We start from the raw sequence: 14,103 nt of genomic DNA, 5'->3' as shown, positions 1-14,103 counted from the left end.
CCGGGGTGCTGCGCGACTGGATCTTGTCTGTTCAGGCCCGTCCACATTCCTGAACCGGAACTTGGGGCGTGGACGGCCTCCGGATCGAAGTCGCACATACCCTGTTCAAGGCCGAGGGCCTGCCGAACTCGCCCCCCGCCGGCGGCGTGGTGGAAGGGCTGCGGTCCAACCCGCAAGTCTCGGACCAGGAGGAAGTCCACGAGGTCTACCGTTGGCGCACCCTGGCCGAGAAGTATGAGCGGCACCGCCTGCTGGTGGGCGAGGTCAACCTGGAACCGGCCCGCGCCGCTATACCCGTGCCGATGAGATGCAGCAGGCCTTTGCGTTCGCGTTCGTGAAACTCGGCTGGGGCCCGGAGGCCTGTGCCGCCGCTGGGAACGAGCTCGAAGCCGCCCGCCAGGTCCACGGCGCCACCCCCACCTGGGCGCTGGAAAACCACGACATCGTCCGCCCCATCACCCGCTTCGGCGGCGGCGAGATCGGGGCCCTGCGCGCCCGCGCCGCGCTGGTGGCTCTGCTGGGGCTGCCCGGCCCGGCATACCTCTACCAGGGCCAGGAGCTGGGCCCGCCCGAGGTCGACGTCCCCCTTGGGTCCCGGGTGGATCCGATGTGGGCCCGGCGGCGTCTGCCGCGACCGCGCCCGCGTCCCGTTGCCCTGGACCGCGGACGCGGCGCTGAACCACGGCTTCTCGCTGACTGAACCGGCCGCGGAACCCTGACTCCCGCAGCCCGCAGACTGGGGAACCCACGCGATGGACCTCCAGCAGCAGGACCCTGAGTCGTCGCTGGCTCTGGTCACCAAGGCGGTGGACATGCGCTGGCTGCTCTGGAAGAACGAGGTCTTCTGCCCAAACGACGGCGGCACCTGGCGGGTGGAAGCCGGGAGCCTGCTGACCTGCGAACGCAGTGACGACTTCTTTGTCGCCGTCGCGATGGGCACCGAGCCGGTGAAACTCCATGCCGGCACCGTTCTGCTCAGCGCCGTCCCGTTGGCGGAGGACGGCTGGCTGCAGCCGAACAACGCCGCTTGGGTCTTGCGGGGCTGACTCGTGCCTGCTTCTTCGGGCCGTCCACATTCCTTCGCGGAACCTGGGCGGCCCCTTAGCGTCGCTTGCCCGTTTCGGTGCCCGTGTTGTTGAACGAGGCGTCCAGCTTTACCGTCGCTGATGTCCCGTCGGCTTTCCGGATATGTGCCTCGTAGGCAGCCCCCTCCGCGTCGGTTTCGACGCGGACTATGGTCGCCCCAGGGTTGGCGGCCTTTACTGCCGCTTCCACGCGGGCGGCGGTGTCGACTGTCAGCAACTGTTCGGTGGTGCCGTTGGCTTGGTGTCCACCCTTGTTCTGGGAAGCAGACAGCGTTGTGGACGACGCTGCGCCGTCCGGAGCGGCCATGGCGAGATACATGCCGCCGCCGGCGAGAGCGGCGATTAATGCTGCGCCCGCTGCGACGTTTCGAACTGTTTTCATCACGTGCTCCTGATTCTGCGATCAGGCTCATGGGTGCTTTCGTTGACCGCCTTTTGTCGTCCTGCCATCGCGTCCCAGCAACGCCCAGCGAGGGTGGATCCGGTAGGGGACGATGTGGATTCTACGCAGGTGAGAGGGTGACGACTAGGGGAACTCAGGACCACTATCATGCCACCGCGCAAGCCCATCCCAGGGGCCTTTGACAACGCCTAGCCAACGCTGTTCCACGGCCGTGGATCTCCAATCTATGAGCGTCCGCAGCCGAACAGCGCCGCGTAAGTGCCGCGGGACTTGGACTCCGCCGCAGGCTCTGCAAGCAAACTCCGCAAACAATAGGGCTGTCCACCTTTCCACGGGGGTCCGTGGAAAGCCCTTTCTCGTCCGAACTGGGTAATCAGCCGGAGGCCGCGCTAAGCCGCCGGGCCGCCAACGTCGAGGCTATTTGGTCGCCGTTCGGGTGACCAGCGTTCCCCCCATCTTCGGTTGATACTGGGCCACTCTCTTGTCGTTGACAACCCAGTTCTCACCAACGAGAACGTTCATGCCAATGACATCCGCGAATTGCTTCATCCCGTTGACCACCGCATCTTTTTCTGACACCGAGGAATAGATTGAGAGAACGGTCCCTGTCCCACAATCTCCAGACTCCGCGGCATGGGTCACCTTGTTGGTCTGCTCGAAATTTGAGCAGTCGCCGCCTGCCTCTTCAAACGCCGACTTCAGCGACTCGACAGAACTGTAGTGTTCACCATTCGGAGGGACTGTTTTCGCAGGGGCAGGTGATGAATCAGAGGCTGATGCGCCAAATCCGTCGCCGCCCGCGCATCCTGTGAGCGAGACAAGACCCACAAGACTAGCGATGAGTAGCGCTGCCGACCTATGCGTCGTCATTGCTTCGACCAAGTCCCGCACCGGGAGGTCTTGAAGTCTTGGCCGGCTGAGAGCGTCACGGAAGGACGCCCGCCGCTTACGATGTCGTTGTCGATAATGTCAGCGCCGTTGGAACCGGTCCGGTAGATCCCCCAATAGCAGCTTGAAGTTACATCCGAGTTGGCGCGATAGGTTCCAGGTTCAACGTCAACACCGACCGTCCAGGTACCTTCCTTGATGGTATTGGCAGCTTTTGCCTTTTCCGCTCCGGTGACGGCTTCCTCGCGCGTCTTCACGGCTGCTTCAGCAGTCTTGACGGCGGCATCCGCCGTCTTGACCTCTTCGGCTTCCTTATCCACGGCAGCTTCCCGGGTCGTCACTGCGGCTTCGCGGCCCTTGATTCCGGCTGCGAGGCTGTCGAAGCGCCCCTGGAGCGAACTCAGTTGTCCGCTCACACCGTCTTTCTCAGACACGAGTTCAATATATGCCGTGCTCTTCTTCGGGTCAGGAAGAGTCGTGCCCAGCACGATGCCACCGACGAGAAGCACCGCCGCTGCGCCTGCCACCCAGTACCAGGCGAGCTTTCGGCGGGGTGGGCCGGCTTTTCCCGGGGCGGCTCCGGGGGCCGGCGCAGCCTCCGCTGGCTCCGACGCATCGGTAGTATCCTTGCCGAATCGCTTCTTATGAAGTTTTGACCAGATGCTCATTTTCAGGCCCGACTGGTCAGGGAGCAGAGTGTCCGGGCCTTCCGTTTGGCTGAAGGTGGGCGGCTGGACCGGCTTGCTTGGAATGCTCGGTTCGGTGTTGTTTTCAGTCATGACGCAGTTCCCCATTTGTTTTTGCTAGAAATTTTGTCCGGCCCATAGGGTCAACTCACCCTGCCGCATGAACGTTGGCGGACGATTGAACTTACAGCCAAAATCGACTAATTACGTCAACATGCCCGAGTATGTCGGCGGCGCTCGTGCACTTGTTGACTTGGTCGTTCGTTGTGAGCATTTGTTTCGCCGCAACCCGTCACACTCCCCGTTGGGCTTACGCATCAGTTTGGTCACAAATTTTCAGTTCTCAGGACCCTATTGAGCATTCCGGCGAGGGTACTTTGGCGATTCCTAAGCTCGCCAATGACTCTCTCGCGATGACCAGAGATGAACAGCTTCGGACTTTCGAGTTTTTGTCTGCATCGTCATATATGCTTCAGCTTGGATCACGAGCCACACCGGCTGAACGCACATTTCAAACGCGCGTTTCGCGATTCAGGTGCCTCAGGGGCTTCGCCCAATGACCGTCGCTTGGAATGCGGCGATCGGATAGTTGTTGCGTGCATCCCGCACCAATTAGCCGGTCGGATCTCAACTGAACTAGAAGTAAATAGGGGAAAATAATGTCCGAAATCAAAAATGAAACCGCACCTGCGGCCGCTCCCGAACCGCGGGTTCAGAACGTGCAGCTCGTCGACGGAAAGCGCAAGAACGGCCTCGGCGTCGCGGCCCTCGTCGTAGGTATCGTCGCAGCCGTATTCAGCATCATCCCGCTGGTCGGCATGGTCGCCTTCTTCCTGGGCCCGGTCGCCATCATCCTTGGCATCATCGCTTTCTTGCTCAAGAACCGTAAGAGGGGAATGGCAATTGCCGGAGCCATTCTCGGCATCGTCAGCCTCATCGTCGCCGGAATGATGACGGCCGCCATCGGCGCCGCCGCTAAGGCCGTAGATGAGAGCATCAATGCCGAGCACACCGTGGAATACGTCATCACCACGTCAGGTCCTGCCACGGTCTCTTACTGGACTGGCTCTGGCAGCTCGACCGAGAAGGTTACGGCTGACTGGAAGAAGTCCATCACGTCCAAAGACCTTAACATCACAAGCCTGTCCGTGATTGGCGACTTCAGCGAAGCCACGGCCGCTGTCAGCTGCGAAATTATTGTCGACGGCAAGAGCGCAGGAAAGAACATCGGAAACGGTGCAGGCGCCAACGCTTCTTGCTCAGGAAGCACCTGGACGAAGTAGGTTCAGCCTTTGGCTGGTACGGGAGGACACGCTGTCGTTCCGTACCAGCCATTTTCATCTCCGGCTATTCCGTCCGGGTAGGGTCGCGCCTCGACGGAGGATACGTCCAACACCATGAGTCCCGACCGATCCGGCGGACTAAAGTGCCTCAAGCCAGATTCTGACGATCACGGCGGCCGTGATCGCTCCCGTGGACCAGCCGCCTGCGTTTGCCGACGTCATAGTCCGCGGCTGCGACTCGAATTCAGTTGATCCCGGTTTACGCGTAACGACCCGGCAGTCTCTGCTTGACGGACTTCACACGACAACTTAGAAAATGGAATAAATGAGAAAAGCCCTAATCGCTTTAGTTTTGACGGCAACGGTTGCATTGGTTGGGTGCGGTCAGGCGACCGGGCCGGAATCGGCAGCTTCGACGACGGCTTCTGCGCCACCCACAGCCAGCTCCACTCCCACTCCCACTCCCACTCCCACTCCCACTCCCACTCCCACCACGCTAACGGTCTCGGAAGCCGCCACCTGCACCTTGCTGATCGGTTCGAAGGAGGACGGCCCCCTCATCCAGTACGTTAACGGCGTTGCTGGCTTTGACGCCGCTGACCAGGCCGCAGTCACAAAAACCGCCGAGGCGAGGGACGCCGTAAAGAACATCGCCAAGAGCGCCAATCCCGAGATGAAGGTGCTGTTGGCAGCCCTATTCTCCAGCGACATCAACGAATTCAAGGCCTCAGGAGTGGAGCTTCTGACCAGGTGCTCCTAGGAATCTGAAATTTCCCTTCAGCGACGAGTCACCGGCCGGGTTCGGCGGCTTCCAACCGAACAAAGTGGCATAGGTGCTTCGGGACTAAGCATGCTCACCGAGGAAATCTGTCCGGGTTCCCAAGGAGAACGTGGACAGCTTCTTTCTGTTCCCCGCGGTCTTGCCGGCCGCCGTCGCGCATCGGTTTGATTCAGGCAACGGCCATGGCGCCGATCTGCTGTACGGGGCTCATGTTGTCCGTGGTGCCGCCGGGCTCGGCCACCCGGCAGTCCTCGACGCGGATGATGTCGGTGCAGCCGAACTCCACGCTCTCGTCCGTTGCCGGGATGCCGGCCGGCTCATCACCATGGTGGCCGGCAGGATCACGCCATGCATCTAGGTTTCCGGCACTAATGAGGGCGCGATCTCCTAGACCTTGATATCCGGGAAGGTCGACCGCATCGTGGCGGCGCTGGCCACGTCCCAGTCTTTCGGACGACGGCGGCACGCACTGGATGGTGGATCGGTAGGGCCACCTCTGGCGCCGAGCGCCATTGTTTTCGCCTTGGCCCGGTTCTACCGTAAGGGGAGGGTCAGCCGAAGTGCAGGTGCGGGCATGCGGATTTTATCCAGGTCATCGCGCTGGATCCTGTTGTGCTTCCTGGCCGCGGGCATCGTCGGCGGCACCACACCGCCGGCACCTGCCCCTTCCGCTGCGCCGGCCACCGGACCCGCGAATCCCGAGAAGGCTTACGCGGAGTTGGACTCCTTCCTTCAGGAGCAGATCCAGGTCCTCGGAATTCCGGGCGCCGCTGTCGCCGTCGTGAAGGACGGGGTCCGGGTGCACGCCGCAGCATTTGGCCGCGCCGATGACTCCGGACGGCCGTTGACCGCGCAGACGCCCGTGCTGCTGGCCTCCACCAGCAAGACCCTCACCGCCATCGCCGTGATGCAGCAGGTGGAGGCCGGCCGGCTGCGGCTGGATGAGCCGGTGCAGACCTACCTGCCCTGGTTCACGCTGGACGACAGCCGCTCCTCAGCCATCACCGTCCGCCACCTCCTCCACCAGGCCAGCGGCATGGCCTCGAAGGACACAGCCTTCGAAGCCTCCGACGCGCAGGGTCCGGAAGCCCTCGACGACGGCGTGCGGGCGCTGGCAGACTCCCCGCTGGCCGGCGAACCGGGCGAAGCCTTCCGGTATGCCAGCGCCAACTTCAACATCCTGGGTCTCCTGGTGCAGACGGTCTCCGGCCAGCCGTTCGGCGACTACCTGGAACAGCACGTCTTCGGCCCCCTCGAGATGGCCCAGAGCCATCCGACCCGGGCTGATGCCCGCGCAGACAACGCCGCGGCAGGCTATTCGCGGTGGTTCGGCGCGTGGTGGCGCCAGACCGACGTCCCCGCTCCCACCACCGGGATGCCGTCCTCCACGCTGTACTCCTCGGCCGAGGATCTGAGCCACGAACTGATGGCCCTGCTCGACGGCGGCCGGTACGGCGGCGCACGGATCCTCCAGCCCGATAGCATCGAGGCGATGTTCGAGCCACGGGTGCAGGTGAGCGAATCCCAGCGCTACGCCATGGGCTGGTTCGCCCGGCCGCTGGTGGAGTCCGCCGATCCCGCAGCACGTCCCGTCCCTGCGGAGACGCTGCCTCTGCTCCTGGAGCATCAGGGGGAATGGGGAAACAGCCACACTTACGTGGCCATGGTTCCGTCCGCCCGATTTGGCGTCACGCTGGTCATCAACGGCAATGACACGGCTGCCCCGTCACGGCTGAAGGCGATCGACACCAACCTCCTGCGGATTCTCCACGGCCACGCACCGGTGCCCGCGGTGGTGCATGAGGACTGGCTGCAGCGCTTCAGCTGGGCGGTGGCGTTCGGTCTGCTGCTGGCGGAGCTGCTGAGCCTGTGGCTGGTGCTCCGGTTCCTGGTTCCGAGGAACCATGCCCCTGCCCGGAAGCCGTGGGTTCCCCTGGCCCTGGCCACCGTGGCCCTCGCCCTAGACGTCTTTGCGCTGTGGCTGTGCCTCAGCTACGCGCCCGCCCGGTTCGACACCCACCTCTTCGTCATCATCCGTCAGTTCCCCGACGTCGGCGTCTTCCTGGTGCCGGTCCTTGCACTGGCTATCCTGTGGCCGGTCCCGCGAACAGTGTGGCTGCTGCTGACGATGCGTGCCCGGCCGTCAGCACTCTGAGGGGACCGAAATTCCCGGGCCGCGGCACAGGCAACGGCGGCACCCAACCAGAGTGCCGCCGTCGAACTTCATTCCTGGCGACTCATGAAGTCACGGGACGAGCTTGATGTCCTCGCCCCGGAGGTTGGCGCGGAAGCCGTCGTCCTGAACGGCGACGTCCTGCAGCACGAGGCCCTCGGGCAAGCCCTCGATGTCGTGCTCGATGGTCACGAGCCCGCGCACGACCGTGGCGATGGCGTCGGAGAGGAAGTCCGGTCCACCTATGTCGATCGAGCGTGGTTCGACAATGAGCTTGCCGGCCTCAACCTCGACTGTGCCGGTGGCGGTGACTGGCAGGTCGCGTCCCAGGGCATTGACGGTGCGAACCACCATGACCTGGCCGCCGCCGGCGGAGCGGACGACTGTCCCGTCACCTAGCTTGTTGGCGATTACCTCGAACGGCACGGTCGCATCGACGGCGAGCTGTGCAGCGACCAGACCGTCCGGGCCAGCGACCACGTCCTGCCCGACGGTCCGGACGTCGCGGAGTATCGAACCCGCGGCCACCACTGTCCCAGCGTCCAGCGCAACATCGGCGAGCCACACTTCGTCGCCGCGCAGGCCGGCGGGAGGCTGAGCGGACGGCGGTCGGTCGACGCCCACCGGTGGCGACGGCACAGGCCCTGCCTCGCCCCCGGCTGCCGGGGCGCTCGCAGCCCACCAGAGGATCACTGCCATCACCGCCAGGAGCAGGACCATCCCCGCAGCACCGATCAGCCAGTCCTTCACGCGCGTCCACTTCATCAGGACAGTCTGATGGCTCGTCCCCGGGGTGCAAAACCCCTAAGCCGGTCACGCCCGAAGTCCCCACGAGCCTCCGGTTCTAATTCGCCGCCGCGACCCGCACACGTTCACCTCGGCTGTGGCCTGTCCCGCGGCCTGCTCGCCGGAAGCGGAACCGCGGGACCTTCACGGGCCCCGTGGCTAGACTGCTGGGGTACGTGTCCCTCGACTTATTAGGAGAAGTTCATGAGCTACAGCGGAAGCCCGTCCGAGAAGCCGGTAGCAGCCGGCGACCTGGACCGCAGCCATATCGGTCAGACTGTGAGCTTTGAATCCAATGACTTCACAGTTGTCTTCGGAACAATCTCCGGCGTTGCCCGGACCGACGCCATGGTGTACCTGTCTCTTCAGGGAGTGGGCGGCGGCACCCATCTGAAGGACGAGTACGACCTGCCCGTCGGCCAGAACGTCTATCTCCAGATGGATCCCCTGAGCACCGCCAGCAAAACCCTCTCGGAGGCGGAACGGGTCATCAAGGAAAAGTTCGACGAGATCAAGAAGAACCTCCGGGACCGGGAACAGAAACCCGGTTCCGAGTAACCCGGATCCAGCCAGAGCGGAACCTCGCAGTGCCCGGCACTGCGGGGTTCCGCTCTTTGTCACTGCACCAAGGGGCGACGCCCATGAGGTGGGGCGAGCCTCGGACACGGCGGCCGCCGTCGTGGTGAAATGCTGGCCACCAGGACGCCAGGTGGGCGGCCCTCAGCGCTTCTTGCCCGTTTCTGTGCCCGTGAGGTTGAACGAGGCGTCCAGTTTCACCGTCGCTGATGTCCCGTCGGCCTTCCGGATATGCGCCTCTCCCGGAGCCACCTTCATCCAAAGGGGCTCTATTTCCGGCGAGCATTGCGGGAGTGCTGCCCCACCCGCTCCCGCCGCTGTTTGTCGGCCATTAGTATTTACAACAACGCATATCGAACGTCCGAAAGAATTGCTGCTTCTCTTACGTAATATTGACGACGATCATTGCCCGCCTACGTCATCAGTACACGCTGATTCTGAAACCCAACCCTCACTGTGCTAATCCGGTAGGTATGTCTTCCTTATCCGAATCTTCAAAGACGACATCAGCCGCGGAAGAACGCAGCGCCCGTGTCGCAGTCACTCTTTTTCCCGTGCTTATCCTGGCCGGAGGAGCCGTAGCGCTTGCCGCCCCAACAGCCTTCACAGGGCTCGCCCCCTGGATCAACCCTCTCCTAGGACTCATCATGTTCGGGATGGGGCTAACACTCACGCCCCCTGACTTCGCCGTCATTGCCAAACGCCCTATCCCGGTGGTGATCGGAGTTGTTGCGCAATATGCCATCATGCCGTTCCTGGGCTGGTTGATCGCAGCGGCGCTGGGGCTGCCCCCTGCCCTGGCCGCGGGCGTCATCCTGGTGGGCTGCTGCCCTGGCGGAACGGCTTCCAACGTCGTTTCCTACTTGGCTAAGGGTGACGTCGCTTTGTCCGTCGCCATGACGACCGTTTCAACTCTGCTTGCTCCGCTGCTGACCCCGGTGCTGGCATTGTGGCTGGCCGGTCAGTACATGCCGGTGGACGCCGGTTCGATGGCGTGGTCCATCGTCCAGATCGTGCTGTTCCCAGTGCTGCTGGGTCTCTTACTCCGATTCTTCCTGCCGCGACTTGTCAACCGCGCGCTGCCTGCCCTTCCCTGGATTTCGGTACTCGCTATCACCACTGTGGTGGTTGCGGTGGTTGCCGGAAGCGCAAAGGCCATTTTCGCAGCCGGACTTCTGGTTCTCGCGGCCGTTATTCTGCATAACGGCCTGGGGTATGCCCTCGGCTACGCTGCAGCCCGTTTGTTCCGGCTTCCGATTCCCTCCAGGCGAACCACTGCGATTGAGGTCGGCATGCAGAATTCAGGCCTTGCCGCAGGGCTCGCACGGCAGTATCTGACTCCCGAAGCGGCTCTGCCAGGCGCTATTTTCTCAGTCTGGCATAACGTTTCCGGTGCTGTTCTCGCAGCTTATTGGCGCCGCAGCAGCACTCCTGCATCACGCGACAGCGAGTCTGTTCCGGCGGCTGCCAACTAACCCCGGCAGACCACCCCGCCGAACCCGGCAAGGCCGCCCGGTATGCTCGCGGTGGTTCAGCGTTCGTCGGCCTGTCCGCCAATGTCCAGTGCGATTTCGAAGCAGTGCCGCCCATAGGATGAGGCAATGGACTTCGAAGGCACGCTCTGGACCGTTTTGGGGGCCGGGCTGGTTCTGCTGATGCTCGTTGACGTCTTTCGAACACTCCTTTACCCGCACGGTACCGGCCCGGTGGGCCGGGCGATCATGCGCGGATTCTGGCTGGTGTCCAGAAAACTGCGGGGCCGTGGCTCCTTCATCGCAGCGCCACTGGCCATGGCCGCCGTCATTGGCGCCTGGGCAGCGCTGGCGGCCATCGGCTGGGCCCTGCTCTATCTGCCCCACCTGCCGGAGGGTTTTGTCCACGGATCCGGGGTGCCACAGCGGGGCGACTTTGGCGAAGCGCTCTACATCTCCCTGGTCACGCTTTCCACTGTGGGGTTCGGCGACATTGTGCCGGCCGATCCGCTGCTCCGGCTGGTTGTGGCCCTCCAGGCCGTCGCCGGCTTCGGGTTGCTGACGGCGACGGTCACCTGGATCCTGCAGACGTTCCCGGCCCTGAACCGCCGCCGGGCCCTCGCCCACGAGCTGAACCTGTTCCGGGAGGCTGCAGGTCCGGCGGGTGTCCTGGCGCTGGATCCCGGGCATGCTGCCGGACTACTGGAATCCATGGCCGGAAACGTGGCTGCGGTGAGCGTGGATCTGCTGGCGTTCCATGAAACCTATTACTTCCGCGAAGTCGAGCAGCGCGGCTCCCTGCCGGCCACAGTGGCCTACGCCCAGGACCTTGGATCGCAGGCCCAGCGCAGCGAGAGCCCTGAACTCCAGTTCGCCGGACGGATGCTCCACGCGGCGCTGGACGCCCTCGCGGAAGTCCTGCGCGGCAAATTCGGCCATTCCGGAGACACATCCTCCGACGTGTTCGACAGCTACGAGCAGCACCACCGGCACCGGCGGGGCGGGGAACCGACAACGGATCCGGACACGAACCGACCCTAGACATGTGACTAATCAGTCACCTATTCTGGAAATGTGGACGCCGTATTTAAGGCTCTGGCCGACGCCACCCGCCGCGATCTCCTGGATGAGCTCTTCCGGCACGACGGGCAGACCCTCCACGCCCTTGAGGCCCGCTTCGAGATGACCCGCTACGGCGTGATGAAGCACCTCAAAGTCCTGGAGGAAGCCGGCCTGGTGGTGACCCGCCGTCGGGGGCGCGAGAAACTCCACTTCCTGAATCCGGTGCCCATCCGGCTGGTCCACGACCGCTGGGTGAGCAAATATGCCGAACCATGGGCCGCTGGCCTCAGCGACCTCAAAACCAGATTGGAAAATCCCATGGAAAAGATCTTCGAAATCTACATCAAGACCACCCCGGAGCGACTCTGGGAGGCCATCACGGACGGCGAGATCCGCAGCAAGTATCAGTTCGGGTCCGTCATCTCCTCGGACTGGACGCCGGGATCCCGGTTTGAGATGGCACCCAGGGGCGGGGAACCCCTGGGCGAGGGCGAGAACCTCGAGGTGGACCCGCCCCGCCGGCTCGTCCAGAGCATGCGCGCGCTCTGGGGCGAGGACGTCAAGGCCGAAGGCACGTCCCGGATCACCTGGGAGATCGAACCGGTGGGCGATTCCTGCCGCCTGACCGTTACCCACGACCAGCTCCGCGAAGGCGCCAACGAACAGCTCTACGGCGGCTGGCCGATGATCCTCTCCGGACTGAAGACCTGGCTGGAAACCGGCGAGCTCCTCACCACTCCCGGCTCCCTCATGTACACCTGAGCCGGGCCCTCGTACGAACCCCCGGACGCCGCCGTCGTGGTGAAATTCCCGGGCCGAACGACGGCGGTACCTGGCTGGGGCAGCTGCGGTACTGCGGGGCGCCCGACCTTGGCAGCGTGACCCACCTACTAGCATTAGGTTCATGGGTGCCGATGACAGTTCTGTCGTTCGTAGCGGTGGAGTTCCGCCTGGCGATACCAAGGATGCCGGCCAACTCATGGCCATGCTTGACCATGGCGTTTCCGCTGCCGATCTAGAAAGCACGCTGTCCGCTTGGCTGGAAGCCGGGGCCATTGACCAGTCCACTGCGGCGGCGGCACGCCGGTTGAACGCCCGGCTGGGGGAGGCCAGCCGCCGCGAGGGCCTGCTGCGCGTACTCTACGATACGGCCACCGACCTGACCGGCATCCGCGACGTGGAGGCAGTACTCAAGGCCATCGTCCGGCGCACCCGGTCCTTGATCGGCAGCGACATCGCCTACTTGAGCCTGAACGACTATGACAGCGGTGAGTCCTACGTCCGAGTGACCGACGGCGCAACCACCGCTCTCTTCCGCAACATCCGCATGCCCCTCGGCGAAGGCGTGCTCGGCGCCGTCGCAACCGGCGAGGCGCCAGCCCAGAGCCCCGACTACTTGATGGACGAGACCAAATCGCATCTGAAGTCCAGCGACACTGCTGTGGCAGCGGAGGGCGTCAAGGCGATCATGGGTGTCCCCCTTCGCGCGGAAGGGAAAGTGATCGGCGCGCTCCTGGTCGCAGACAGGCATGCGCACCAGTTCAGCAGTGACGACGTCGCCTTGATGGAATCTATTGGTACGCACGCCGCCGTGGCGCTGGAGAACGCCCGCTACTTCAGTGAAATGGCCAGTGCCCTCACCCGGCTAGACCAGGCGCAGCGGCAGAATCTGGCCCACGTAAGGGCCCTGGAGGAGCTGTCCAACTTGGACCGGCGGCTCATGGAAACCCTTGCCTCAACCGGCAGCCTTCCCTATCTGCTCAACCTTCTGGCAGAGTCCCTGGACACTCCTGTCTTTTTGGTCTCTCCCATGGGCGAGCCGCTAGCGGGGCCGGCCTCGGACGGAGACTTCGGCAGCCTCCCGGCCCTGAGCGCCGCCGAGGAGTCTGCGGCCAGGCGGGCGGCCGTACACTTTCAAGTCAAGGGCAGGAAGTACACCGTCATGTCCGCCGTCGCGGGCGACCAGCACCTCGCCTCCCTCATCGTCGCCGAGGAACTCAGCCCGGCCCGGCTCGCGGTCCTGGAACGCAGCGCACTAGTGCTCAGTGTGTCCCTACTGCTGGAACGCACCTTCCAGGACGCCCAATACCGGCTGCAGCTCGAACTTATCGATGACCTGCTCAGCCCTCGCGCCGAAAACGCCGCAGCACTTGCCCGCAGGGCCGGGCAGTTCGGACTCGCAAACCACCTCCAGCTCGTGGTGCGCGTGGTGGGGGTCCCCGACGACCAGCGCCAGCGGGCACTCTCCATACTCCGGCACCGGTCCGAGGGCGCTCCGGGAATCATCGCCCTGCACGAATCACACCTGTGCATCATCGAACCCGTGGAACGGTACGACAACCGCCCGAACGAATCAGGCGGCGGCGGCCGGACCGGCCAGTCCATCATCGACGAACTGAAACGGCGCCGCGTCACCGCCACCGTCGGGACGTCCGAACAAGTCAGCGGATTTGCCCGGCTGGCCGCCGCGCACACCGAAGCCCACGCCGTCCTCCGTGCACTGCAGGCCCTCTCGCGCCACGGCGAGGCAGCGGACCGGGCCGCCCTGGGTACCGCCGGAATGCTACTCGGAGCGATGGACAGCCCGTTCGCCGGACAGCTTCTCACTGCACAGCTGGGGCCACTCCTGGGATACGACGAGCGGCGGGGAACGCAGCTTGTCCTCACGGCGTGGACGTTCCACGAAAACGGCGGCGCCGCCCAGGAAACCGCCGACTCCCTCCACATCCACCCCAACACCCTGCGGCAACGGCTGGACAGGATCGACGCCCTGATCGGTCCCTCCTGGCGCCGGGGAAGCCGTTCCCTTGACGTCCAAGTGGCCCTGCGCCTGTGGCGGATGAAGACAGCCGGCGTCAGCTCCGCCGGTTCCTGAGCGCCGGACCTGCTTGCCAAAGCTCGAGGGGCA

15 protein-coding genes are annotated in these 14,103 nt (G+C 64.0%); 11 read left to right on the top strand and 4 right to left on the bottom strand.

Translation table 11 applies throughout. The annotated features are described in order from the left end of the window. The first annotated feature begins 68 nt into the window (after positions 1 to 68). Genes J2W14_RS14905 through J2W14_RS14895 form a run of 3 tightly spaced genes read left to right on the top strand, consistent with a single transcriptional unit; the run spans position 69 to position 1,046 of the window. Positions 69 to 338, top strand: coding sequence for a hypothetical protein (locus J2W14_RS14905; protein ID WP_307463907.1), 270 nt, complete (start codon positions 69 to 71; stop codon positions 336 to 338). Then, complete coding sequence (locus J2W14_RS14900; RefSeq protein WP_307463905.1) at positions 308 to 700, top strand: alpha-amylase family glycosyl hydrolase; 393 nt, start codon at positions 308 to 310, stop codon at positions 698 to 700. Before J2W14_RS14905 ends, J2W14_RS14900 begins: the two co-directional genes overlap by 31 nt. A gap of 52 nt (positions 701 to 752) precedes the next feature. Next, the gene (locus J2W14_RS14895; RefSeq protein ID WP_307463903.1) at positions 753 to 1,046 is read left to right on the top strand and encodes a hypothetical protein; all 294 of its coding nucleotides are present in this window, start codon (positions 753 to 755) and stop codon (positions 1,044 to 1,046) included. A gap of 55 nt (positions 1,047 to 1,101) precedes the next feature. Here J2W14_RS14895 and J2W14_RS14890 read toward each other — a convergent pair whose 3' ends face one another. From J2W14_RS14890 to J2W14_RS14880, 3 genes are all read right to left on the bottom strand, one after another. Beyond that, a complete protein-coding gene (locus J2W14_RS14890) occupies positions 1,102 to 1,467 on the bottom strand; it encodes a hypothetical protein (RefSeq protein WP_307463902.1) in 366 nt (121 codons plus the stop codon). Positions 1,468 to 1,905: 438 nt separating this feature from the next. Next, entirely contained in the window at positions 1,906 to 2,370 is a 465-nt protein-coding gene (locus J2W14_RS14885; RefSeq protein WP_307463900.1) for a hypothetical protein, read from the bottom strand. Continuing rightward, positions 2,355 to 3,155, bottom strand: coding sequence for a hypothetical protein (locus J2W14_RS14880; RefSeq protein WP_307463898.1), 801 nt, complete (start codon positions 3,153 to 3,155; stop codon positions 2,355 to 2,357). The genes J2W14_RS14885 and J2W14_RS14880 overlap by 16 nt, the downstream gene beginning before the upstream one ends. A gap of 566 nt (positions 3,156 to 3,721) precedes the next feature. Here J2W14_RS14880 and J2W14_RS14875 point away from each other — a divergent pair. The 3 genes from J2W14_RS14875 (at position 3,722) to J2W14_RS14865 (ending at position 7,281) form a co-directional block, all read left to right on the top strand. Then, positions 3,722 to 4,345 carry a DUF4190 domain-containing protein gene (locus tag J2W14_RS14875; protein ID WP_307463896.1) on the top strand — a complete coding sequence of 208 codons (624 nt, stop codon included), beginning with the start codon at positions 3,722 to 3,724 and terminating at the stop codon, positions 4,343 to 4,345. 526 nt (positions 4,346 to 4,871) lie between these two features. After that, complete coding sequence (locus tag J2W14_RS14870; RefSeq protein ID WP_307463895.1) at positions 4,872 to 5,105, top strand: hypothetical protein; 234 nt, start codon at positions 4,872 to 4,874, stop codon at positions 5,103 to 5,105. Between the two features lie 595 nt (positions 5,106 to 5,700). Further along, positions 5,701 to 7,281 carry a serine hydrolase domain-containing protein gene (locus tag J2W14_RS14865; protein WP_307463894.1) on the top strand — a complete coding sequence of 527 codons (1,581 nt, stop codon included), beginning with the start codon at positions 5,701 to 5,703 and terminating at the stop codon, positions 7,279 to 7,281. Between the two features lie 90 nt (positions 7,282 to 7,371). Here J2W14_RS14865 and J2W14_RS14860 read toward each other — a convergent pair whose 3' ends face one another. Continuing rightward, positions 7,372 to 8,064 (bottom strand): LmeA family phospholipid-binding protein, encoded by a 693-nt coding sequence (locus tag J2W14_RS14860; RefSeq protein WP_307463893.1) that lies wholly within the window; start codon positions 8,062 to 8,064, stop codon positions 7,372 to 7,374. Between the two features lie 225 nt (positions 8,065 to 8,289). On the opposite strand from J2W14_RS14860, the gene J2W14_RS14855 reads away from it, so the two are divergent. The 5 genes from J2W14_RS14855 to J2W14_RS14835 all read left to right on the top strand — a co-directional run bounded on the left by J2W14_RS14855 (position 8,290) and on the right by J2W14_RS14835 (position 14,070). Then, on the top strand, positions 8,290 to 8,643 hold the full coding sequence (locus tag J2W14_RS14855; RefSeq protein ID WP_307463891.1) for a hypothetical protein: 354 nt from the start codon (positions 8,290 to 8,292) through the stop codon (positions 8,641 to 8,643). Positions 8,644 to 9,134: 491 nt separating this feature from the next. Next, entirely contained in the window at positions 9,135 to 10,136 is a 1,002-nt protein-coding gene (locus J2W14_RS14850) for a bile acid:sodium symporter family protein (protein WP_307463890.1), read from the top strand. Positions 10,137 to 10,262: 126 nt separating this feature from the next. Next, the gene (locus tag J2W14_RS14845) at positions 10,263 to 11,174 is read left to right on the top strand and encodes a potassium channel family protein (protein WP_307463888.1); all 912 of its coding nucleotides are present in this window, start codon (positions 10,263 to 10,265) and stop codon (positions 11,172 to 11,174) included. Between the two features lie 33 nt (positions 11,175 to 11,207). Next, a complete protein-coding gene (locus J2W14_RS14840; protein ID WP_307463886.1) occupies positions 11,208 to 11,957 on the top strand; it encodes an ArsR/SmtB family transcription factor in 750 nt (249 codons plus the stop codon). Between the two features lie 217 nt (positions 11,958 to 12,174). Beyond that, positions 12,175 to 14,070: a helix-turn-helix domain-containing protein gene (locus J2W14_RS14835; protein WP_307463884.1), complete on the top strand. Its 1,896-nt coding sequence runs from the start codon at positions 12,175 to 12,177 to the stop codon at positions 14,068 to 14,070. The last annotated feature ends 33 nt before the right edge of the window (positions 14,071 to 14,103 follow it).

The sequence above is a fragment of the Pseudarthrobacter oxydans genome (genome assembly GCF_030812335.1).
GTDB lineage: Bacteria > Actinomycetota > Actinomycetes > Actinomycetales > Micrococcaceae > Arthrobacter > Arthrobacter oxydans_B.
The sequence above is the reverse complement of the archived record's forward strand: the minus strand, read 5'-3'. Positions and strand labels throughout refer to the sequence as shown.

Coding starts and splice junctions, on each gene's coding strand:
- J2W14_RS14865 (WP_307463894.1), top strand. CDS start 5,701: ATGCGGATTTTATCCAGGTCATCGCGCTGGATCCTGTTGTGCTTCCTG.
- J2W14_RS14875 (WP_307463896.1), top strand. CDS start 3,722: ATGTCCGAAATCAAAAATGAAACCGCACCTGCGGCCGCTCCCGAACCG.
- J2W14_RS14880 (WP_307463898.1), bottom strand. CDS start 3,155: ATGACTGAAAACAACACCGAACCGAGCATTCCAAGCAAGCCGGTCCAG.
- J2W14_RS14895 (WP_307463903.1), top strand. CDS start 753: ATGGACCTCCAGCAGCAGGACCCTGAGTCGTCGCTGGCTCTGGTCACC.
- J2W14_RS14890 (WP_307463902.1), bottom strand. CDS start 1,467: ATGAAAACAGTTCGAAACGTCGCAGCGGGCGCAGCATTAATCGCCGCT.
- J2W14_RS14845 (WP_307463888.1), top strand. CDS start 10,263: ATGGACTTCGAAGGCACGCTCTGGACCGTTTTGGGGGCCGGGCTGGTT.
- J2W14_RS14900 (WP_307463905.1), top strand. CDS start 308: ATGCAGCAGGCCTTTGCGTTCGCGTTCGTGAAACTCGGCTGGGGCCCG.
- J2W14_RS14855 (WP_307463891.1), top strand. CDS start 8,290: ATGAGCTACAGCGGAAGCCCGTCCGAGAAGCCGGTAGCAGCCGGCGAC.
- J2W14_RS14835 (WP_307463884.1), top strand. CDS start 12,175: ATGGCCATGCTTGACCATGGCGTTTCCGCTGCCGATCTAGAAAGCACG.
- J2W14_RS14850 (WP_307463890.1), top strand. CDS start 9,135: ATGTCTTCCTTATCCGAATCTTCAAAGACGACATCAGCCGCGGAAGAA.
- J2W14_RS14860 (WP_307463893.1), bottom strand. CDS start 8,064: ATGAAGTGGACGCGCGTGAAGGACTGGCTGATCGGTGCTGCGGGGATG.